The 19,804-nt window shown below is 65.7% G+C and carries 20 protein-coding genes; 5 read left to right on the top strand and 15 right to left on the bottom strand.

Annotated features, from left to right (window positions below; all coding sequences use genetic code 11):
• Nucleotides 1–18: 18 nt before the first annotated feature.
• The 8 genes from glnL to V3596_RS15510 all read right to left on the bottom strand — a co-directional run bounded on the left by glnL (nucleotide 19) and on the right by V3596_RS15510 (nucleotide 7,956).
• Nucleotides 19–1,122, bottom strand: coding sequence for a nitrogen regulation protein NR(II) (gene glnL / locus V3596_RS15545; protein WP_334278697.1), 1,104 nt, complete (start codon nucleotides 1,120–1,122; stop codon nucleotides 19–21).
• A gap of 34 nt (nucleotides 1,123–1,156) precedes the next feature.
• A complete protein-coding gene (locus tag V3596_RS15540) occupies nucleotides 1,157–1,666 on the bottom strand; it encodes a hypothetical protein (protein WP_334278696.1) in 510 nt (169 codons plus the stop codon).
• An 88-nt stretch (nucleotides 1,667–1,754) separates the two neighbouring features.
• A complete protein-coding gene (gene glnA, locus V3596_RS15535) occupies nucleotides 1,755–3,170 on the bottom strand; it encodes a type I glutamate--ammonia ligase (RefSeq protein WP_334278695.1) in 1,416 nt (471 codons plus the stop codon).
• A 259-nt stretch (nucleotides 3,171–3,429) separates the two neighbouring features.
• Nucleotides 3,430–4,284: an EI24 domain-containing protein gene (locus tag V3596_RS15530; protein WP_334278933.1), complete on the bottom strand. Its 855-nt coding sequence runs from the start codon at nucleotides 4,282–4,284 to the stop codon at nucleotides 3,430–3,432.
• Between the two features lie 49 nt (nucleotides 4,285–4,333).
• Complete coding sequence (locus tag V3596_RS15525; protein WP_334278693.1) at nucleotides 4,334–5,299, bottom strand: sterol desaturase family protein; 966 nt, start codon at nucleotides 5,297–5,299, stop codon at nucleotides 4,334–4,336.
• A complete protein-coding gene (locus V3596_RS15520; RefSeq protein ID WP_395386617.1) occupies nucleotides 5,296–6,084 on the bottom strand; it encodes a polysaccharide deacetylase family protein in 789 nt (262 codons plus the stop codon). The genes V3596_RS15525 and V3596_RS15520 overlap by 4 nt, the downstream gene beginning before the upstream one ends.
• Complete coding sequence (locus V3596_RS15515; protein ID WP_334278931.1) at nucleotides 6,081–7,067, bottom strand: YncE family protein; 987 nt, start codon at nucleotides 7,065–7,067, stop codon at nucleotides 6,081–6,083. The genes V3596_RS15520 and V3596_RS15515 overlap by 4 nt, the downstream gene beginning before the upstream one ends.
• Nucleotides 7,068–7,143: 76 nt before the next feature.
• On the bottom strand, nucleotides 7,144–7,956 hold the full coding sequence (locus V3596_RS15510) for a TIGR00266 family protein (RefSeq protein WP_334278692.1): 813 nt from the start codon (nucleotides 7,954–7,956) through the stop codon (nucleotides 7,144–7,146).
• Nucleotides 7,957–8,030: 74 nt separating this feature from the next.
• Here V3596_RS15510 and V3596_RS15505 point away from each other — a divergent pair, with 74 nt between their 5' ends.
• On the top strand, nucleotides 8,031–8,822 hold the full coding sequence (locus tag V3596_RS15505; protein ID WP_334278691.1) for an IclR family transcriptional regulator domain-containing protein: 792 nt from the start codon (nucleotides 8,031–8,033) through the stop codon (nucleotides 8,820–8,822).
• An 83-nt stretch (nucleotides 8,823–8,905) separates the two neighbouring features.
• Here the strand turns inward: V3596_RS15505 and phbB are convergent, their stop codons facing one another.
• From phbB to phaC, 3 genes are all read right to left on the bottom strand, one after another.
• Nucleotides 8,906–9,643 (bottom strand): acetoacetyl-CoA reductase, encoded by a 738-nt coding sequence (gene phbB, locus V3596_RS15500; RefSeq protein ID WP_334278690.1) that lies wholly within the window; start codon nucleotides 9,641–9,643, stop codon nucleotides 8,906–8,908.
• A 100-nt stretch (nucleotides 9,644–9,743) separates the two neighbouring features.
• On the bottom strand, nucleotides 9,744–10,925 hold the full coding sequence (locus tag V3596_RS15495; RefSeq protein ID WP_334278689.1) for an acetyl-CoA C-acetyltransferase: 1,182 nt from the start codon (nucleotides 10,923–10,925) through the stop codon (nucleotides 9,744–9,746).
• 25 nt (nucleotides 10,926–10,950) lie between these two features.
• On the bottom strand, nucleotides 10,951–12,579 hold the full coding sequence (gene phaC / locus V3596_RS15490) for a class I poly(R)-hydroxyalkanoic acid synthase (RefSeq protein ID WP_334278930.1): 1,629 nt from the start codon (nucleotides 12,577–12,579) through the stop codon (nucleotides 10,951–10,953).
• A gap of 162 nt (nucleotides 12,580–12,741) precedes the next feature.
• Here phaC and V3596_RS15485 point away from each other — a divergent pair, with 162 nt between their 5' ends.
• Nucleotides 12,742–13,014: a hypothetical protein gene (locus tag V3596_RS15485; protein ID WP_334278688.1), complete on the top strand. Its 273-nt coding sequence runs from the start codon at nucleotides 12,742–12,744 to the stop codon at nucleotides 13,012–13,014.
• On the opposite strand, the gene pgeF is transcribed toward V3596_RS15485, so the two are convergent.
• Both pgeF and maiA read right to left on the bottom strand, forming a co-directional pair.
• Complete coding sequence (pgeF, locus tag V3596_RS15480; protein WP_334278687.1) at nucleotides 12,946–13,716, bottom strand: peptidoglycan editing factor PgeF; 771 nt, start codon at nucleotides 13,714–13,716, stop codon at nucleotides 12,946–12,948. The genes V3596_RS15485 and pgeF overlap by 69 nt on opposite strands.
• Before the next feature lie 79 nt (nucleotides 13,717–13,795).
• Nucleotides 13,796–14,434, bottom strand: coding sequence for a maleylacetoacetate isomerase (gene maiA / locus V3596_RS15475; protein WP_334278686.1), 639 nt, complete (start codon nucleotides 14,432–14,434; stop codon nucleotides 13,796–13,798).
• 70 nt (nucleotides 14,435–14,504) lie between these two features.
• On the opposite strand from maiA, the gene V3596_RS15470 reads away from it, so the two are divergent.
• Both V3596_RS15470 and V3596_RS15465 read left to right on the top strand, forming a co-directional pair.
• Nucleotides 14,505–15,065 (top strand): NUDIX hydrolase, encoded by a 561-nt coding sequence (locus tag V3596_RS15470; protein WP_334278685.1) that lies wholly within the window; start codon nucleotides 14,505–14,507, stop codon nucleotides 15,063–15,065.
• A 43-nt stretch (nucleotides 15,066–15,108) separates the two neighbouring features.
• The gene (locus V3596_RS15465) at nucleotides 15,109–16,170 is read left to right on the top strand and encodes a proline iminopeptidase-family hydrolase (protein WP_334278684.1); all 1,062 of its coding nucleotides are present in this window, start codon (nucleotides 15,109–15,111) and stop codon (nucleotides 16,168–16,170) included.
• Nucleotides 16,171–16,189: 19 nt separating this feature from the next.
• Here V3596_RS15465 and V3596_RS15460 read toward each other — a convergent pair whose 3' ends face one another.
• A complete protein-coding gene (locus V3596_RS15460; protein ID WP_334278683.1) occupies nucleotides 16,190–18,109 on the bottom strand; it encodes a bifunctional diguanylate cyclase/phosphodiesterase in 1,920 nt (639 codons plus the stop codon).
• Between the two features lie 34 nt (nucleotides 18,110–18,143).
• Nucleotides 18,144–18,767, bottom strand: a complete 624-nt coding sequence (locus V3596_RS15455; protein ID WP_334278682.1) for a transglutaminase-like cysteine peptidase — start codon at nucleotides 18,765–18,767, stop codon at nucleotides 18,144–18,146.
• 166 nt (nucleotides 18,768–18,933) lie between these two features.
• Here V3596_RS15455 and V3596_RS15450 point away from each other — a divergent pair, with 166 nt between their 5' ends.
• Entirely contained in the window at nucleotides 18,934–19,797 is an 864-nt protein-coding gene (locus V3596_RS15450; protein ID WP_334278681.1) for an HDOD domain-containing protein, read from the top strand.
• Nucleotides 19,798–19,804 lie beyond the last annotated feature (7 nt).

Below are 19,804 nucleotides of genomic sequence, written 5' to 3'. Positions count from 1 at the left end.
TCAGCGCCTCTTCCGCCGTCAGGGCAGTGGCAAGGTAATTCGAAAATCGGTCCGGCCCGGTTCGCTCTCGCAGTCGATCATGCCCTGGTGCTGTTGGGCGATCGTCTGCGCCAGCGTGAGGCCAAGCCCTGAACCGCCATCGCGCCCCGACACCAGGGGGAAGAAGATGCGATCTCGGATCTCGGCCGGCACACCGGGGCCGTTGTCTTCCACATGCAATTCCAATGCCAAGCGCCAGCGCTGCTTGCCGATGGTCACTTGGCGCGCGACTCTCGTGCGCAAGGTGATACAGGCATCGCCCGCAGCGATGCGCGGCTGCAGGGCCAGCGCCGCGTTCTGGACGATGTTGAGCACCGCCTGGATCAGCTGCTCGCGGTCGCCGCGGAAGTCGGGCAGCGAGGTGTCGTAGTCGCGGACGATGGCCAGGCCGCGCGGAAACTCCGCCAGCACCAGAGCCCTCACCCGTTCGCAAACCTCGTGAATGTTCACGTCCACCACCACCTGGGCGCGCCGGTGCGGGGCGAGCAAGCGGTCCACCAGGCTCTGCAGCCGGTCCGCCTCGTGCACGATCACCTGCGTGTATTCGGCCAGCTCGTCCCACAGCTCGGTACCTTGCAGCTCCATGGCCAGCAACTGCGCGGCACCACGGATGCCGCCGAGCGGATTCTTGATTTCATGGGCCAGGTTGCGCACCAGCTCCTTGGTCGCCTGCACCTGGTCCAGCGTGCGCTCCTCGCGGTCCTGGCGCATCTGCTGTTCGTTCTCGATCAGCTCCACCAGCACCAGGGCCTGACCCTCGATCTGGCTGACGATGACCTGCACCGGCAGGGGTTCTTCGTTGCGCTGCTGGTGCTGGGGATTGCGGCGCAGGTGCGCGTCGAAGCGGCTGCTGGAATAGGCGTTGCGGGCCACGCCGGCCACCGCCTCGCGCAGATGCGAGGCATCGACCAGCCAGTCATAGAGATTGCCGTGGACGACCGCGCGGCGCGAGAGCCGCATGACGTTCTCGAACGCAGCATTGGCAAACAGGCATTCGCCGTCAGGCTGGATCACGGCCACCATGGTAGCCAGCAAGTCGAAGCCAGCGAACTGCGACTCCAGGCCGCGTGGGTTCGTGCTCATCGGACTGCTCCTGCAAGCGGCCGCGGCCGCCGAGTCAAGGCAGCTTGCTGATCTCGCGCTTGAGCGCCTCGATGTCGGCTTCCTGACGCGTGATGCTGGCCTTCAGCTCGGCCACACGGTCCAGATATTTCTGGTAGTTGCGCTCTTCGCCACGACGCTCTGGCGTGCCGTTGTTGTACTCGGCACGCAGCTCCGACAACTTGGACTCGGCATTGCGCAACTCGGCCTGCAGCACCGAGCGCCGCTCGCTGTCGCGGCCGCGTTGCTGTTGCGACTCGACCTTGCTCTCGTTCGGCCGCGCATTGCTGCTGACTGTGCCGCTGGCAGGCGGTGCCGGCCGGCGCGCCGGTTGCAGCACCGTGATGGGCGCGCCCTCGATGGTGCGGCAGCCCTTCTCTTGCGCTTCCTTCGCGCTCAGGGCATCGGTGTACAGCACCGGCGGGCCGGGGCAACGATAGACGATGGTCTGAGCGCTGGCCTCGCCAAGCAGGGCCAACAGCAGAGCCGGCAACAGGTACCGGGCAGCTCGCAGATGAATGCTCATGAGGGCGATTGTGGCGCATGAATGTAAAAGGGACGGCCAAGACCGTCCCTTTGTCTGTATCAGCCGGTTTGGCTGGGGCTCACTGCCATTACAGGCTGTAGTACATGTCGTATTCGACCGGGTGCGTTGCCATGCGGAAGCGGGTCACTTCCTGCATCTTCAGGTCGATATAGGCATCGATGAAGCTGTCGGTGAACACGCCACCCTTGGTCAGGAAGGCGCGGTCCTTGTCCAGGTACTCCAGGGCCTGATCCAGGCTGTGGCAGACGGTCGGGATCTTCGCGTCTTCTTCCGGCGGCAGGTGGTACAGATCCTTGGTGGCGGCTTCGCCCGGGTGGATCTTGTTTTCGACGCCGTCCAGGCCCGCCATCAGCAGTGCTGCGAAGCACAGGTACGGATTGGCCGAAGGATCGGGGAAGCGCGCTTCGACGCGGCGGCCCTTGGGGTTGGCCACGTAGGGGATGCGGATCGAGGCCGAGCGGTTCTTGGCCGAGTAGGCCAGCTTCACCGGGGCTTCGAAGCCAGGCACCAGGCGCTTGTACGAGTTCGTACCCGGGTTGGTGATGGCGTTCAGCGCGCGAGCATGCTTGATGATGCCGCCGATGTAGTACAGGGCGAAGTCGGACAGGCCTGCATAGCCGTCGCCAGCGAACAGGTTCTTGCCGTCCTTCCAGACCGACTGGTGAACGTGCATGCCGGAACCGTTGTCGCCAACGATGGGCTTGGGCATGAAGGTGGCGGTCTTGCCGTAGGCATGGGCCACGTTCTGCACCACGTACTTCTGCAGCTGGGTCCAGTCGGCGCGCTGCACCAGCGAGCTGAACTTGGTGCCGATTTCCATCTGGCCGGCGTTGGCCACTTCATGGTGATGCACCTCGACCGGGATGCCCAGCTGTTCGAGGATCAGGCACATTTCCGAGCGCATGTCCTGGCCGGCGTCGACCGGGGGCACGGGGAAGTAGCCGCCCTTGACGGTGGGGCGGTAGCCGCTGTTACCGTGCTCGTACTCCTTGCCGGTGTTCCAGGCAGCTTCTTCGCTTTCGATCTTGAAGAAGCAGCCGGACATGTCATTGCCCCAGCGGATCGAGTCGAAGATGAAGAATTCGGGTTCCGGACCGAAGTAGGCGGTGTCGCCCAGGCCGGAAGACTTCAGGTAGGCCTCGGCGCGCTTGGCCAGCGAACGCGGGTCGCGCTCATAGGCCTTGCCGTCGGTGGGGTCGATCACGTCGCAGGACAGGATCAGGGTCGGCTCTTCGAAGAAGGGGTCGATATTGGCCGTGTTCGGGTCCGGGATCAGCAGCATGTCGGAGGCTTCGATGCCCTTCCAGCCGGCGATCGACGAACCGTCGAATGCATGACCCGACGTGAACTTGTCTTCGTCGAAGTGGGAAACCGGCACGGACACATGCTGTTCCTTGCCACGGGTATCGGTGAAGCGGAAGTCGACGAACTTGACTTCGTTTTCCTTCACCATCTTCATCACGTCGGCGACGGTCTTGGCCATCAATAGCTCCTGCTGCAGTAGGTTCAATGTGGAATTCGGCGAGCGCGTGGGCGCTACGGGGTATTAATTAGCAGTTTGTGTGCCAACACCATGACAAAACCGCTGTTGGCCGCCTGCCTCTGGTGCACAGGCGCTGCGAGGCCACATTATGCGCCGCGACGGGGCCGACGATCAGGGTTTACGCACCTCCGAAGTGCACCACGCGCCAACGTCGGGCACCAAAATGGCGCCTAACCTGGCACCAAATTGGCGCAGCATTTCAGCTCAGTGGCGTGAGCACTTCGAGCTCCACCGGCGGTGGTGGCGGCGCGGGCGGCACTGCGGCCGCGCGCAGCTGCTGCAAGGCGGCCAGCGCATAGTGGGCGAACCAGGCGGTCGAGAAGGCGAAGACCAGCATGTAGAGCCAGATCGTCACCAGGATCAGGAACGGCGCCAGCACCACCGCCATCACGCCCAGGGCCCAGATGAAGGCCGGCGCCGCGCCCAGATAACCGGTGATCACGCCAATGGCCAGCAGTGGCCCGCGATGCGCCTGCAGCAGTTGCCGGCGCTCCTCGGCCGAGGCATGGGCTGCCAGCACGTCGAAGCTGAAGATCTTGAAGCTCAGCCAGCCCCAGATCAGCGGCGGCAGGATCAGGATCACCGGCGGTATCAGCCAGAAAGGCATGCTGACGACGAGCGCGCCCAAGGCCAGCAAGGTAGCGCCCAGCGCGATGAACACGCCCTGGATCAGGCCGCCGCCCTGCTTCTTCTCGAGGGTCGGGAAGCGCCTGGCCGCCACCAGGCCCACGATGGCCTGCGTCATGCACAGCGCGACCAGGAGGAGGCTCATGAGCACGATCACCGGCAACACCATGGCCAGAACGACCAGCGGCGCCAGCGCGCTGCGGAAGCCGCCGGCGCCCATGGCGTCCAGCCATTGCAGCAGGCTTTCGACCAGCTTCCATTGCTCGAGCGTGGCACGCACACCGGCGACCGAAGCCTCCCAGCCGAAATACATGAAGACGCCGCTGAGCAGCGCCACCACCAGCAAGGGCAGGAGCGACAGCCCGATCACCTTGGGGTGCAGGCAGTAGGCGGCCGCGCGCCAGAAAGAGTCGCCCAGTCGGCTCATATGTTCCAAAGCTGCTCTCCTGCGCTTGTCTTGCTGGCTGGCCAGCTGTTCAGCCTCGGCCGGCCAGGCGCTTCAAGCCCAGCCACTGCTGGGCCCAGAAGCCGCGGCCGTAGTCGCGCCCGCCCTCTTCGGGCAGCTGGTCGCGCACGCCGGTGGCATCGTATTGCAGCTTGAAGTCGGCCGTGCCGAAGACGATGTCCCAGAGCGGGAACAGCACTGCGAAGTTGTGGCCGCCCAGCGTGCCACGGCCGCCCGACTCGTGGCCTATGCCGATGGAGTGATGGCGGCGATGGAAACGCGGGCTCACCAGCACGCGCTCCAGCACGGCACCAAACCAGATCCGCGCATTGGCATGCTGCAGGCTTTCCATCAACTGCGAGATCGCCACCAGGGCCACGAACTGCCCCGGGCCCACGCCGATCAGGCGCGCCACCAGCACAAAGGCGGCGTCGATCAGCACATCGTCCAGCAGGTGGTTGCGGTTGTCGCTCCACAGCGTCATCTGGCGCTGGCTGTGATGCAGCGAATGCAGGGACCACCACCAGTTGAAGGAATGCTGCGCGCGGTGCAGCCAATACATGAGCAAGTCGAACACCAAGAGGTAGAGCAGGAAGCTCACCATCGGCTGGTCAGTCACGCCGGGCCAGAGACCGTCGAGCTGCCAGGTCGGCACTCCCAGCATGCGCATCTCGCCGGACAGGGCATCAAAGATCGGGTCCAGGCTGAAGAACATCGCCAGCCGGAACAGCCCCAGGCGATGGATGAGCGTGTAGAGGATGTCGACCCGCACGGCCGCGCGGTCGCTCACCGCCTCGACCGGTCGCCAGCGTTCCAGCGCGCGCAAGACGGTCAGCATCACGGCGATCTGCAAGAGGCCGACCAGCAGCCAGCCGGTGGCCTCGTAGGCGTCTTCCAGGCGGGCGCCCAGGCCGATGCCGAACACGAGAGGCTGGACCAGCGACTCGAACAGCCATTGCTGGGCTTCGCCGAAAAGCTCGACCAGCTTGTCGATCATGGCAACTCCAGCGGCTTGTTCATCACGGCCGCAAAGCCGGGATGCTCGCGCATCGCCGCGAAGCACATGCCCTTGTCGATCAGGCCCTTCATCAGCGGCTCCAGCACGGCGGGCGCCCAGGCGTCCTGGCGTTGCCAGATGCCCAGGTGGGCCATCAGGATATCGCCCGGCCGGATGTCGCGCAGTGCGCGTTCCAGCAAGTGGGCATTCGGATAGCGGTCGCTGGGCAATTCATCGCCGAGAAAACCGGCCGGGCTCCACAGCACCGCGGTGAAGCCGCAGGCCTGGGCGGCCGCAAGCAGCGCGGGCGAGGTCTTGCCGGCCGGTGGACGGAAGATCGGCGACATCGCCTTCCCCGTCATTGCCTGAAAGCGCTGGGCCGGCTTGCGCAGGCCTTCGCAGTACTGCGCGGCCGTCAGCTCGCGGATGCGTGGCTTCTCGATGCCGGCCGCAGTGCGCACCTTGAAACGGCCATCGGGCAGGTCCGCCAGCCAGGTGTCGTGCTCCCAGGTGTGCGAGCCGAAGTCATGGCCCTCGGCTGCACGCGCGCGCCACCACGGCGCCCATTCCTCGTCCAGCGTCTTGCCGCCACTCTGTGTCGGCTCATTGGCCAGGAAAAAGGTGGCACGGGCGTCATAGCGCTTGAGCAGCTCAGCCACCAAGGGCGCCACGCCCATGTGGCCGGTGTCGAAGCTCAGGTAGACCGGCTTGCTGCAGCTCGGCGCGGCCTGCGCCGCGGCTTGCCCCAGCAGCAACGCTGCAATGATCAGGCGACGAAGTTTCACTGGCGGGGCATGTGGTCCAGGGTCCAGACGCCGTGCGGCGACTTGCCCACCACCACCTGCTTCACGACCTTGCGTGTGCTCATGTCGATCATGGTGAGCTTGCGCGCCCAACGTGAGGTGACGAGCAGCGTCTTGCCGTCCGGCAGGATCTCCATATCGTCCGGGCCGCCGGGGCCGGGCAAGGTGTCGACCACCGTGAAGCTCTGCAGGTCGATCTTGCTGATGTTGTTGGCCGCGCGGTTGCTGACCAGCACATGGCGCTTGTCGCCAAAGGCGCGGAAGCTGTGCGCGCCATTGCCGGTTGGAATGCGCTTGACCAGCTTGGGTGCGGCACCGGTCACGTCATAAACCTCGACCAGCTTGTCGCCGGTCAGCGCCACCAGCAGGTGCTTGTCGTCGGGCGTCAGGTAGATGTCGGCCGGCATCTTGCCGACCGGAACTTTCCAGCGCGGGGCCAGGGTCGTCAGGTCGATCGCGGTCAGCTCATCGCTGTCCTGCAGGCTCGCATAGACCACCGTGCTCTTGGTGTCGATGAACAGGTGGCTGGGTGTCTTGGGCGCCGGGATGCGCTTGACCAGGAAAAGTGGCTGCTCAGCGTTCTGCGGCTGCCAGCGGTACAGCGCAATATGGTCCAGCCGGTTGCCAGCGGTGATGAACCACTTCATGTCGGGCGAGAAGCGAAGGTGGTAGGGGTCGGTGACCTTGCGGATCACGCGCTGCACCTCGGCCGTCTTGGGGTCGATGAAGGTCAGCGAATCCCCGAGCGCATTGGCCACCACCATGGACTTGTCGTCAGGCGTCAGGTAGAGGTGATGCGGCTCCTTGCCGGTGGGGATGCGCTTGACCTGCTTGAACGTGACCGGATCAATGACGCTGATGTCGGCATCGAGCGAATTCAGGACAAAGATCGGGTGGGGCGCGGCCTGGGCAGCACCGGCAGCCAGTGCCAGGGCAGCAACGGCGCAGAAACGGGAGAACATCAGGAAATCCTCGAGGCGGACGATGGGCGACTGGCGCCAGTGTAGAGGGCCGGCTGGCGCCGGCCCTTGACCTCACACACTATTCGTTGTCGCCGCCGAGGATGCCGCCCAGCAGGCCGCCGGTCGCGAAGCCACCCAGCACCGAGCCCTCCTCACGGCTGCCACCGCGCTGCGGCGCGGCCGCGAAGATGCGCGAAGCCAGGCGCGAGAACGGCAGGCTCTGCAGCCAGATCTCGCCCGGGCCGGTCATCTTGGCCAGGAACAGACCTTCGCCGCCGAACAGCGCGGTCTTGATCTTGCCGACGTACTGGATCTCGAAGTTCACATTGGGCGTGTATGCCACCACGCAGCCGGTGTCGACCATCACGGTCTGGCCGGGCTGCAGCGTGCGGCGCACCACGGTGCCGCCGGCGTGCACGAAGGCCAGGCCATCGCCCTCGAGCTTCTGCATGATGAAGCCCTCGCCACCAAAGAAGCCGACGCCCAGCTTCTGCTGCAAGGCAATCCCGAGGCTCACGCCGCGCGCGGCGCAGAGGAAAGCATCTTTCTGGCAGATCAGCATGCCGCCGAGCTGGCGCAGGTCCATCGGAAGGATCTTGCCCGGGTACGGTGCGGCAAAGGCCACGCGCTGCTTGCCGGAGCCGGTGTTGGTGTAGACCGTCGTGAACAGCGATTCACCGGTGATCAGGCGCTTGCCGGCGCCCAGCAGCTTGCCCAGGAAACCGCCCTGGTTGGCCGAGCCGTCGCCGAACAGCGTGTCCATGCTGATGCTGGCATCCATGAACATCATGCTGCCGGCCTCGCCGATGGCTGCTTCGCCCGGGTCCAGTTCGACCTCGACGAACTGCATCTCCGCGCCCTTGATCTCGTAGTCCACCACATCCATTGCCATTGCTCTCTCCAGTAGGCAGTTCAATGGGCGGCATCCTACCCAAAACCACCGCGCCTGCTCCCTATACTCGCCGCATGAGCGAACCCGAGCTGCCGGCGCTGAAGCCCGGCGACAGCTATGTGCAGTCCTTCGCCCGCGGCCTGGCGGTGATACGCGCTTTCAGCGCCGCAGCACCGCGGCAGACGCTCACCGAAGTGGCAAAGCGCTGCGGCCTGAGCCGGGCCGGCGCGCGCCGCATCCTGCTGACGCTGGAGTCGCTCGGCTATGTGAAGCTGGATGGCCGCCTGTTCTATCTCACGCCCAAGACGCTCGACCTGGGCTTTGCCTACCTGAGCTCGCAGCCGCTGTGGCATCTTGCCGAGCCGGCGATGCAGGCGCTGACCGCCGAGCTGCAGGAGTCCTGCTCGGCCGCCGTGCTGGACGGCGAAGACATCGTCTACGTGCTGCGCGTGCCGGCACGCAAGATCATGAGCATCAACCTGGGCCTGGGCAGCCGCCTGCCGGCCTGGTGCACCTCGATGGGCCGCGTGCTGCTGGGTGCCCTGCCCGAGCATGAGCTGGAAATGCGGCTGGCCAGGCTGCAGATCACCCGCAACACGGCGCACACGGTGGCCGATGTGGACCAGCTGCGCGAGCGCATCCACCAGGCCCGCAAGCAGGGCTGGAGCCTGATCAATCAGGAGCTGGAAGACGGCCTGATTTCACTGGCCGCGCCCATCACCGACCGCAGTGGCCAGGTCATAGCCGCCTTGAACATCGGCGCACAGGTCAACCGCATGCCGCCCGAGGCGCTGCTGGAGCGCGGCCTACCCAAGCTGCTTGCCGCAGCGCAGAGCATCTCCGGTCTGCTGGCCTTGAAATCCTGACAGGCCGACCGGGACCGTGGTGATCCTGGATCGCCAATGAAGAAGCGGCCCGAAGGCCGCTATTTGCCGAGAGAGCCCTTAGCTCAACCCATGTGCAGGCCGCCGTTGCAGCTGAAGTCTGCGCCGGTGGTGAAGCCCGACTCCTCACCCGCCAGCCAGGCCACGACCGAGGCGATTTCCTCCGGCGTGCCCAGGCGCTTGATCGGGATCGAGGCAACGATCTTCTCCAGCACGTCGGGGCGCACGGCCTTGACCATGTCGGTGCCGATATAGCCTGGGCTCACGGTGTTCACCGTCACGCCCTTGCTGGCCACTTCCTGCGCCAGCGCCATCGTGAAGCCGTGCATGCCGGCCTTGGCAGCCGAATAGTTGGTCTGGCCGAACTGGCCCTTCTCGCCGTTGACCGACGAGATGTTGATGATGCGGCCCCAGCCCTTGTCGAGCATGTCCTCGATCACCTGCTTGGTGACGTTGAACATCGAGTTCAGGTTGGTGTTCATCACCGCATCCCAGTCGGCGCGGCTCATCTTGCGGAACATGCCGTCACGCGTGATGCCGGCGTTGTTCACCAGCACATCGACCGGACCATGCTCGGCCTTGACCTTGGCAAAGGCCGCCACGGTCGAATCCCAGTCGGCCACGTTGCCGACGGAGGCGTAGAAGGTATAGCCCAGCGCGCTCTGTTCAGTCAGCCACTTGTCGTAGTCGCGGCTCGGGCCGCAGCCGGCGATGACCGTGAATCCGTCCCGGTGCAGGCGCTGACACATCGAGGTTCCGATGCCGCCCATGCCGCCGGTCACATATGCAATCTTCTTGCTCATCGCTTGTCTCCTATCTATGCCCTGAGGGCTATTTCTATGCATTTGCAGGCTCCCGCAAGCCGCCGCGGCGGTCAAGCGGGTCCGCCCCTATTTCTGTTGCTCAGCGCTCGACCGTGAGCGCCACGCCCATGCCGCCGCCGATGCACAGCGAGGCGATGCCCTTCTTGGCGTCACGGCGCTGCATCTCATGCAGCAGCGTCACCAGGATGCGGCAGCCGGAGGCGCCGATCGGGTGGCCCAGCGCAATGGCGCCGCCGTTCACGTTCACCTTGCTCGTATCCCAACCCATCTGCTGGTGCACGGCACTAGCCTGGGCCGCGAAGGCCTCGTTGATCTCGAGCAGGTCCAGGTCCTGCGGCTTCCAGCCGGCACGCTCCAACGCCTTGCGGGCCGCGGGCACCGGGCCCATGCCCATGGTGGCCGGGTCGAGCCCGGCCGAGGCGTAGCTGGCGATGCGGGCCAGCGGCTTCAGGCCCAGGGCCGCGGCCTTGGCCGCACTCATCACAACAACGCCGGCGGCGCCGTCGTTCAGGCCCGAGGCATTGCCGGCGGTCACGCTGCCGGCCTTGTCGAAGGCGGGGCGCAGGCCAGCCAGTACTTCGGCCGTGCTCTTGCGGTTGATGAACTCATCGGCGTCGAAAGAGATGGCGTCGCCCTTCTTCTGCGCAATCGAGACCGGCACGATCTCGTCCTTGAAGCGGCCGGCTTCCTGGGCCGCTGCGGCCTTCAGCTGCGAACCCAGCGCCAGCTCATCCTGCATGGCGCGGCTGATGCCGAATTCCTTGGCCACGTTCTCGGCCGTGATGCCCATGTGGTACTGGTTGTAGACGTCCCAGAGGCCGTCCACGATCATGGTGTCGACCATCTTCCAGTCGCCCATGCGCTGGCCGTCGCGCGAGTTCGGCAGCACGTGGGGCGAAAGGCTCATGCTCTCCTGGCCACCGGCGATGACGATCTCGCTGTCACCGTCGCGGATGGCTTGCGCCGCCAGCATCACGGCCTTCAGGCCCGAGCCGCAGACCTTGTTGATGGTCATGGCCGGCACCGTGTTGGGCAGGCCGGCCTTGATGACGGTCTGGCGGGCCGGGTTCTGGCCCGAGCCGGCGGTCAGCACCTGGCCAAGAATGACTTCACCGATCTGGCTGCCTTCCAGGCCGCTGCGGCGCAGCAGTTCTTTCACCACCGTGGCACCCAGCTCGGGCGCTGGTGTCTTGGCCAAGGTGCCGCCGAATTTGCCGATGGCGGTGCGGGCCGCGGCGACGATGACGATGTCGGTACTCATGAATGTCTCCTGAACGATCTGGCAATCAAGCCTTCTGCTTCACGTAGCGACCGGGTGCAGGCTCGATGGCCTTGTACTTGCGGCTGCCCGCGGTCTTGGGCGCGGCCTTCTTGGGGCCGGCGTGGCTGGCCAGCCAGGTGGACCAGTCGGTCCACCAGCTGCCCGGATGCTCGGTGGCTGCATCCAGCCAATCCTGCGCCTTCTTGGGGAAGGTGTTGCCCTTGCCCACCCAATGGCTGCGCTTGCCCTTGGCCGGCGGATTGATCACGCCGGCGATATGACCCGAGGCGCCCAGCATGAAGCGCTTCTTGCCGCTGAACACCTGCGTTGAACGGTAGGCCGCATCCCAGGGCACGATATGGTCTTCGCGCGAGCCGTAGATGTAGACCGGCGCCTCGATCTTGCTGAGGTCGAGCTGCTCGCCACACACCGTCAGCTTGCCCGGCAGCTTCAGCTCGTTCTGCAGGTAGGTGTGGCGCAGGTACCAGCAATAGAAGGGGCCCGGCAGATTGGTCGAATCGCCATTCCAGTACAGGAGGTCGAACGGTGGCGGCGCCTCGCCTTTCAGGTAGTTGCCGACCACATAGTTCCAGACCAGGTCGTTGGGCCTGAGGAAGCTGAAGGTCGTGGCCAGTTCCTTGCCGGCCAGCAGACCCGGGCCCTGCGGCGCATTCGGGCCCAATGTGTTCTCACGCATCTCGACCGACAGCTCGTCGATGAAGATGTCTAGGATGCCGTTGCTCTCGAAATCGATCAGCGTGGTGAGCAGGGTCAGGCTGGCCGCCGGCTGCTCGCCTCGCGCCGCCAGCACGCCCAAGGCGGTGGCGAGGATGGTGCCGCCAACGCAGAAGCCCAGGGTGTTGATCTGCTCGCTGCCGCCGATTTCCTGCACCACCCGGATGGCCTGGATCGCGGCTTTCTCGATGTAGTCGTCCCAGGTCCAGGCCTTGCAGCTCTCGTCCGGATTGCGCCAGCTGACCACGAAGACCCGATGGCCCTGGCTCACGGCGTAGCGGATCAGGGAGTTCTCTGGCTGCAGGTCGAGGATGTAGAACTTGTTGATGCAGGGCGGCACCAGCAGGAAAGGCCTGCCGTGCACCTGCGGGGTGAGCGGCTTGTACTCGATCAGCTGGAACAGTTCGTTCTCGAACACCACGCTGCCCTCAGTCGTGGCGACATTGCGGCCGACCTCGAAGGCGCTCTCATCCGTCTGCGAGACATGGCCGCGCTGGATGTCGGCGAACAGCTGCTGCACGCCCTTGGCAATGCTCTCGCCCTTGGTCTTCAGCGCCAGGGCCTGGGCCTCGGGATTGAGCGCGAGATAGTTGCTCGGCGCTGCGGCATCCACCCATTGCTGGACAGCGAAGCGAATGCGTGCCTTGGTCTTCTCATCGCCTTCGACCTTCTCTGCCAGCTCCATCAAGGTGCGCGCATTGAGCAGGTAGAGCTGGGCGGTGAAGGCGCCGGCCGGATTGCTGGCCCAGGCCAGGTCGGCGAAACGACGGTCGGGCAGCGGCTTGGCTTCGGGGAGGCTCAGGCTGCGGTTCCACAGCTCGGTGGCCTGCTGCAGATAGGACTGCTGCATCTGCTGCAGGGCATCGACCGGTATCTGCAGCCCGGCCAGCGACTTCATCGCCTCGCCCAAGCCCGCCATGGCGGCCATTGGATCCTGCGGCGCCTCAGCTTCAGTGCTGGCGCCCTTGCTGTTCTTCTTGCTCATATGTCTCCTGGTCATCGCCGATCATCAGGCAAGAAGCTTGCCACAGCGACCCAGCCGCTGTTGTACGCTGCTTTACTTACCTTGCTATGACACCGCATGTACATCGTTGCAATCGCCTGGGCCTTCGTCGTCCTGCTCATGGCCCTGACTGAAGCCACCAGCAGCCAGGGCACCGTGATCGGCGCCTTCTTCACGCTCCTGCTCTATGGCGTGCTGCCGCTCTCCATCGTGCTCTACCTGATGGGAACACCAGCCCGCCGCGCAGCGCGCCGCAAGGCCGAGACCCAGGAACCGGCAGCATCACAGGAGCCGGATGGCAGCGACCATGCGGCCGGCGAGCGGCTCATGCCGGAACGAAAAGAACCGTGAGGGCTCGCTGCGCGTGCACCAGTGGCCGCCACTGACTTGCGTCAAGCCGACCCGCTGCAATCGCTCGCGAGCCAGCGCCGGCAGGTTGGCCAGCCAGCGCGGCTCGCCCTGCGCATTGGCGCGGTAGACGAAGAAGTCAGGATCGGGTGAATCCGTCGAGCCGCCGAAAGCCTGAACGACGTCGGCACCCACCTCGAACTGCCTTGGGCCAATGCAAGGCCCCATCCACGCACGCAGCTCGGCCGGCTCGCAGCCAGCGGCCTCACACAAATCGCGCACCGTGTTCTCCAGCACGCCGCCAGCCAGGCCGCGCCAGCCGGCATGTGCGCCCCCCACTGCGCCAGGCGCTGCGAACAGCACCGGCAGGCAGTCAGCCACCTGGATGGCGCAGCCAATCCCCGGCCTGGTGCTGATGCTGGCGTCGAACTTGGGCCGTTCACCATCCAGGTGCGCCGCTTCAAGATGCAGAACATCAGCGCCATGCACCTGATGCAGGAAGACGGCCGGCGCGCCCAGCGCCTCGTCAACCTTGGTGCGGTTGGCATTCACCGCGGCCGGATCGTCCTGTACCGCCCGGCCGACATTCATGCTCGCATGAGCACCGGTGCTGACGCCGCCGGCCCGCGTGGTCATGAAGGCCTTGATGCGCGGCCATGCCGCGGGCAACTCCCAGTCAGGGATCAACCAGTCCGGATCGATCATTTGCCCCTCGACCGATGAGTACACCGGTCGGTCCCCCGAGGGGACGTGGTCCGGCTTGGGGCAGCCCTGCGCTCGGACCTCATTCAGCATCCGGGCACGCCGAGGGTTGCGTCTTGCTGAAAGCGTCCAGTGCCATGCAGGTCTCAAACACCTTCATCACCGCGGGCACATGATCGAGCCGGCATTCAAAGCGCTGGGCATTGAATATCTGCGGAACCAGCACGCAGTCCGCCAGGCCGGGCGTGTCGCCATGGCAGAACCGGCCTGACGCGCCCTCACGCAGCAAGCGCTGCTCGACGGCCTCCAAGCCGGTCTCCACCCAGTGCTTGTACCAGCGGGTCTTCTGGTCTTCGCTCAGGCCCATGTCCTTGACCAGATAGCGCAGGACGCGCAGGTTGTTGAGCGGGTGGATCTCGCAGGCGATGTCCTGCGCCAACGCCCGCACGCGCGCACGACCCAAGGCATCGCTGGGCAGCAGCGGCGGCTCGGGATGGGTTTCATCGAGGTACTCGATGATGGCCATCGACTGGGTGACGACCGCATCGCCATCGCGCAGGAGCGGCACCAGGCGCGAACTGGCCACCGCGCTGTAGCTTTCGCCCAGGTGTTCGTTCCTGGCGAGGTGCACGGATTTGTAGTCGTAGTCCAGGCCCTTGAGCGCCAGCGCGATGCGCACGCGGTAGGAGGCCGAGGAGCGGAAGTAGTTGAAAAGTTCCATGGCGTTTCTTGTCGATGCTTGGGGTCGGGCCCGCACGGTCATCATGCCACCGGCTGGCTACACTGAGCCCATGTTCCTCGCGCGTCGCTTCAAGCATTGCCCCACGTGCGGCAGCCCGGTCGAGTACCGCGTGCCGGCCGATGACAACCGTGAACGCGCGACCTGCCTGTCCTGCGGCGCCATCCACTACGAGAACCCCATCAATGTGGTCGGCACCTTGCCGGTCTGGGGCGATGGCCCTGACGGCCAGGTGCTCCTGTGCAAGCGCGCCATCGAGCCGCGCTACGGGTTCTGGACCTTGCCCGCCGGCTTCCTGGAACTTGGCGAAACCGCGGCCGAAGGCGCGCAGCGAGAAACCGATGAAGAAGCCGGCGCGCAGATCGCGCTGCATGAGCTCTATTGCCTCCTGAACGTGGTCAAGGTCGGCCAGATCCATCTCTACTTCCGCGCCACCCTGCTCTCGCCCGAGTTCAACCCAGGGCCCGAGACGCTGGAGGCCAGGCTCTTCCACGAGCATGAGGTGCCCTGGGACGAAATCGCCTTCCGCACCGTGCGCGAGACCCTTCAGAGATTCTTCGAGGACCGGCGCCTGGGCCGCCCCTTCCAGCTACACAGCGCTGACATCAGCTGACGCCGGCAGCACAATGCGCGCACCTTGAACAACAGAGGGTGCCATGAAACGCCTTGCCTGCCTGCTTGTAGTCCTGTTCAGCCTCGCCGCCTGCTCGCCGCCGGCGCCGCCCACGCCGCCAGCTCCGCCCACAGCACCCACAGCACCGGCGCCCGGCGCCTACTTCGACAACACCGGCCGCGACGATGTGCTGAGCGGCGGCGTGCGGCAGATCACCATCGACACGCCCAAGGGCAAGTTCAAGGTCTGGACCAAGCGGGTCGGCAACAACCCCAAGATCAAGGTGCTGCTGCTGCACGGCGGCCCGGGCGCCACGCATGAATACTTCGAGGCCTTCGACAGCTACTTCCCCAAGGAAGGCATCGAGTACTACTACTACGACCAGCTGGGCTCCGCCTTCAGCGACCAGCCCAAGGACGGTTCGTTGTGGGAGCTGCCGCGCTTCGTCGAGGAAGTCGAGCAGGTGCGCCAGGCCTTGAAGCTGGACAGCAGCAACTTCTACCTCCTGGGCCACTCCTGGGGCGGCCTGCTGGCCATCGAGTACGCGCTCAAGTACCAGCAGCATCTCAAGGGCATGGTCATCTCCAACATGATGGCCAGCATTCCCGCCTACGCCGCCTATGCAGAGAAGGTGCTGATGCCGGCCATGGACCAGAAGGTGCTCGCGGAGATCAAGGCCATCGAGGCCAAGAAGGATTACGACAACCCGCGCTACATGGAACTGCTGGTGCCGCATTTCTACGTGCACCATATCCTGCGCATGCCGCCAGACCAGTGGCCCGACCCGGTCAACCGTGCCTTCGCCCGCATCAACAAGGAGGTCTACATCCCGATGCAGGGGCCCAGCGAGATGGGCACCAGCGGCAAGCTGGAGAAATGGGACCGCGTGGCCGACCTGGAGAAGATCAAGGTGCCGACCCTGAGCATCGGCGGCCAGCACGACACCATGGACCCCAAGCACATGGAGATGATCGCCACCAAGCTGGGCAAGGGCCGCTACCTGCATTGCCCGCAGGGTTCGCACATGTCGATGTACGACGACCAGGCCACCTACTTCACCGGCCTGGTCCAGTTCATCCGCGACGTGGACAGCGGCAAGTTCTGAAGCCTGGACAGTTCTGGTTTCAGGCCCGTGACTGGGCCGTTGCCCACGGCCCGGTCACACCGTCCAGCTCGCAGTCCCACAAGGCCTGCACGTCCATCGCCTGCTGCAGGCCTTCGCCGTAGACCTTCAGGGCCAGGCTGCGCAGCATGATGACCAGGCCGCGCACGAAGGCGGCGCGGGCCGCGTCGCCTGACACACCCGAGAGCACCGAGGCGTCGAGCTTCACGTAGTCCAGGCCGGCCTGGTAGAGACGTTCGACCTGCATGAGGCCGGCGCCGCAATGCTCCAGGCCCAGCTTGACGCCCAGCGGCCGCAGTTGCCGGCCCAGCTCCTGCAGCAGTTCGAAATGCTGGAGCGCAGCGCCCTCTGCCAGCTCCAGGCCCAGCTTGCGCGCCGCAACGGGTGCCTGCAGCACCAGCTCGCGCAAGTGCGCAACAAAGCTGCCTTCGAGCAGCGAGGCCGGCGCCACGTTGACGCAGCGCTGCTGGCCATCGCGGGCAATCGCTTCCAGCGCCATGCCGACAGCCAGCAAGTCCACCTCGGCAGTCAAGCGGCTGCGAGCCGCGAGCGGCAGCCAGCGGGCGGCGGGCTGGAATTCAGCACGCGCTTCCATCTGCATCTGCAGCGGGCATTCAAGATGCAGGAGCACGCCCTGGCGGTCCAGCACCGGGAACTCCTGCAGCCGCGCACGACGCTCCCGCAGCGCCTCGGTGATCTGGGCGCGCCAGGCTCGCTCGCCTTGCAGCAAGGCCTCGGGCAGCTGCTCGGTTGATGAATCGACGGCGAAACCACCGCGCGCCTCGGCCCGGGCCAGGGCAGCATCGGCGGCCGCAAACCAGGCGCTGGACCCGCGCGAACGCGGCAACTCCGCCGCGCCCAGTGCGACCTGCAGGCCATGGCCGAAAGCCGGCAGGCTGGCCCGCAACGCGTCGGCAAGGGCTGAAGCGCTGTCTTGCGCAACACCCGCGGCTGGCAACCACAGCGCGAAGTCGGCACCGTTCAGTCGGCCAACCAGGCAGCCCGGAACCCGCTCAGGGTAGGTTTGCAGGGCGTGGGCAATTGCCAGCAAGGCCTGGTCCACGGCCCCATGGCCCAGACGTTCATTCAGGCCGGCCAGATCGCGTAAGCGCAGCAGGATCAGGCCGGCGGCCACCGGGCCTTCATCGCGCGCCAGGGCGGACTCCAGCTCCGCCATGAAATGGCTGCGGTGCGAGAGGCCGGTCAAGGCGTCGCAATGAGCCTGCTGGCGCAAGACCTGAAGCTGCTCGGCCTGCCCATCGAACAAGGCCTTCATTCGCAAGACCATGGTGTTCATGGCCTGCGTCAGGCGCTTGAGCTCGGGCACGCTGGGCTCGGCCACGGTGGCGAACTGGCCGTCCACAACCGACTGTGCCTGCGCCACGGCAAGATCCAGCGGCCGGCGGATGCGGCGCAGCACAGCCAGCGCCAAGGCCACGGCGACAGCGCCGAGGCCTGTCAGCAGAAGTGCCATGCGCAGGCTGCTGCGCCAGAGCTCGTCATGCACATAGGACGAATGGCTTTGCACCTCGACCGTGCCGATGGCATTCCAACCATTGCTGACCTGGGCCACGCCCGGCGCAGCCGTGATGGGCGCGAGCGAGACGAACCAGGCCGGCGCTTGTGCAGGCTTGGCCGAGGCACTGCGCTCCAGGGCCACGTTGCCGTCGGGCTTGCGCAGGACCAGGCGCTGGTAGTGGCCGGTGTCGAACTGCGCCGAGATCGCCAGTTCCATCAGCGCCGCGTCGCCCTGCTGCTGCGAGAGCGCCAGCGCCAGCGATTGCGCGTTGTCGCTGTTCTTCATCTGCAGCTGCGCCTGCAGGAGCTCGCGCAGGGAGGCGGTGGAAAGCGCCACGCTGCCAGCCAAGGCCAGCAGCAGCACGGCCACCAGCAGCATCCACATCTGGCGTATCAGCGACATCTTGTTCCCGTCGTGTTGATGTTGTCGGTCATCATCAGAAGCCCTCGGCCCGCACCTTGGCCAGCAGCTCGCGCCACATCGACAGCCGCGTCAACGGGTCGCCGGTGTTGCGTTGGCCCACACCCTGCCACAGGCCTTCGGCATTGAAACTGAACACCGGCGCCAGGTCGGGCCGCTGCGAAGCCGCCTTCACCTCGCCCTGCAGATTGTCCAGAATCAGCGGCACGCTTTCCGGCTGCGCATAGTAGGCCAAGACCATGTGCGCCTCGGGCTTGCCGTCCAGCATGGCGCGCACATAGACCATGCGCAAGCGCGACTCCGGCACGCCGGCCGAAACGAGGCTGAAATACTTGGCGATCGCAATGTCCTCGCAATCGCCCTTGCCCCTGCTGAGGCTTTCCAGCGGGCTGGCCCAGTAGTCAGGCTGACCCCAGACTTCCTGATCGGCATGGAAGGCGATGCGCTGGTTGATATAGCTGTTGACCAGGGTCAGGCGCGGGCCATCACCCAGGCGGCGGGCCCGCTCGATCATCTGCAGGAGCAACTGCGCTTGCCTCGGTGCGCGCGGGCCGATCCTGGCGGCCGCGTCCATCAGCTGGGCCGGCTCGAGCGCCCAGGCCGGAGCCGCCGTCAGCCCCAAGAGGCAGACAAAGCTCAAGGTCCAGGCAGATCGCAGCCGATTCCCAAGCAAAGCGAGCAAGAATCCTCCAAAGTCGCTGACCGTCGCCCAGACCTGCCAAGGCTTGGCTGGCGATAATCCGGTCACTCTACAGGCAAGACCCAGGCGCCATCGCCGCGGCCGCGCGCCCGACCTGAAATCCCGCATGAAAACTGAAGCCATCCGAGAAGAAATCGACGCTGCGCGCGCGCGCGGTTCGCTGCGCCAGATCGTCATCCCGCCCTGCCCGGAGCTTCTGGCTCGCCTGCAACAAGCGATGGCGCAGGCCGAGCCCGATCTGAACGAGGTGTCCCGCATCGCCAGCGCCGACGTGGCGATGTCGGTCATCCTGATGCGGACCGCGAACAGCCCGGTACACATGGCCGATGGGCAACCCTGCTCCACCGTCGGCCAGGCCATGAACCGCCTGGGCCTGCGCGAGACGGCGGCCATCCTGACCGGCTTCCTGCTGAAGAACGCGATACCGGTGAACAACCCGCAACTGGGCCGTTTCTGGGAGCGCTCGACCAAGCGCGCCATCGCGATGGACTTCATCGCCCGCCAGTTGCCAGGGCTCTCTCCGGGCCTGGCCTATACCTTCGGCCTGTTCTGCCATGTCGGCATGCCGGTGCTGCTGCAAAGCGTGCGCGGCTACGGATCGACCATGATCGAGGCCGGCGCACGCATCGACCGGCCCTTCATCGCCACCGAAAATGCCAACCACAAGACCGACCATGCCGTGGTTGGTGCCCTGGTGGTGCGCGCCTGGAACATGGCGCCCGAGCTGATGGCCGCCATCCGCCTGCATCACGATTTCGTGTCGCTGGGTGACGGCAGCATCCATGCCGAGCTGCACACCCTGGTGGCCGCCGGTCTGGTGGCCGAGCAATTGATGCGCGCCCACGAGGGGCTCGACGCCGATGCCGACTGGAAGCTGCACAGCCAGCGGGCGCTGGACTGGCTGCAGATCGGGCCGGAAGAGCTGGAGCAATGGGACGAGCAATTGCGTCCGCTCTTCGACGAGGCCTGAAGGCCTC

It is taken from the genome of Roseateles microcysteis (genome assembly GCF_036880965.1).
Classification (GTDB): Bacteria; Pseudomonadota; Gammaproteobacteria; order Burkholderiales; family Burkholderiaceae_C; genus JAUASW01.
Note: the sequence above shows the minus strand (reverse complement) of the source record. Positions and strands in the feature narration are given on the sequence as shown.

Bases quoted from the DNA above. Each gene is read 5' to 3' on its own strand.
- V3596_RS15540 (WP_334278696.1), bottom strand. From the start codon at position 1,666: ATGAGCATTCATCTGCGAGCTGCCCGGTACCTGTTGCCGGCTCTGCTG.
- V3596_RS15530 (WP_334278933.1), bottom strand. From the start codon at position 4,284: ATGAGCCGACTGGGCGACTCTTTCTGGCGCGCGGCCGCCTACTGCCTG.
- V3596_RS15460 (WP_334278683.1), bottom strand. From the start codon at position 18,109: ATGTCGCTGATACGCCAGATGTGGATGCTGCTGGTGGCCGTGCTGCTG.
- glnA (WP_334278695.1), bottom strand. From the start codon at position 3,170: ATGGCCAAGACCGTCGCCGACGTGATGAAGATGGTGAAGGAAAACGAA.
- V3596_RS15485 (WP_334278688.1), top strand. From the start codon at position 12,742: ATGTACATCGTTGCAATCGCCTGGGCCTTCGTCGTCCTGCTCATGGCC.
- V3596_RS15495 (WP_334278689.1), bottom strand. From the start codon at position 10,925: ATGAGTACCGACATCGTCATCGTCGCCGCGGCCCGCACCGCCATCGGC.
- phbB (WP_334278690.1), bottom strand. From the start codon at position 9,643: ATGAGCAAGAAGATTGCATATGTGACCGGCGGCATGGGCGGCATCGGA.
- V3596_RS15525 (WP_334278693.1), bottom strand. From the start codon at position 5,299: ATGATCGACAAGCTGGTCGAGCTTTTCGGCGAAGCCCAGCAATGGCTG.
- maiA (WP_334278686.1), bottom strand. From the start codon at position 14,434: ATGGAACTTTTCAACTACTTCCGCTCCTCGGCCTCCTACCGCGTGCGC.
- phaC (WP_334278930.1), bottom strand. From the start codon at position 12,579: ATGGCGGGCTTGGGCGAGGCGATGAAGTCGCTGGCCGGGCTGCAGATA.
- glnL (WP_334278697.1), bottom strand. From the start codon at position 1,122: ATGAGCACGAACCCACGCGGCCTGGAGTCGCAGTTCGCTGGCTTCGAC.
- V3596_RS15470 (WP_334278685.1), top strand. From the start codon at position 14,505: ATGTTCCTCGCGCGTCGCTTCAAGCATTGCCCCACGTGCGGCAGCCCG.
- V3596_RS15450 (WP_334278681.1), top strand. From the start codon at position 18,934: ATGAAAACTGAAGCCATCCGAGAAGAAATCGACGCTGCGCGCGCGCGC.
- V3596_RS15510 (WP_334278692.1), bottom strand. From the start codon at position 7,956: ATGGCAATGGATGTGGTGGACTACGAGATCAAGGGCGCGGAGATGCAG.
- V3596_RS15465 (WP_334278684.1), top strand. From the start codon at position 15,109: ATGAAACGCCTTGCCTGCCTGCTTGTAGTCCTGTTCAGCCTCGCCGCC.
- pgeF (WP_334278687.1), bottom strand. From the start codon at position 13,716: ATGATCGATCCGGACTGGTTGATCCCTGACTGGGAGTTGCCCGCGGCA.
- V3596_RS15505 (WP_334278691.1), top strand. From the start codon at position 8,031: ATGAGCGAACCCGAGCTGCCGGCGCTGAAGCCCGGCGACAGCTATGTG.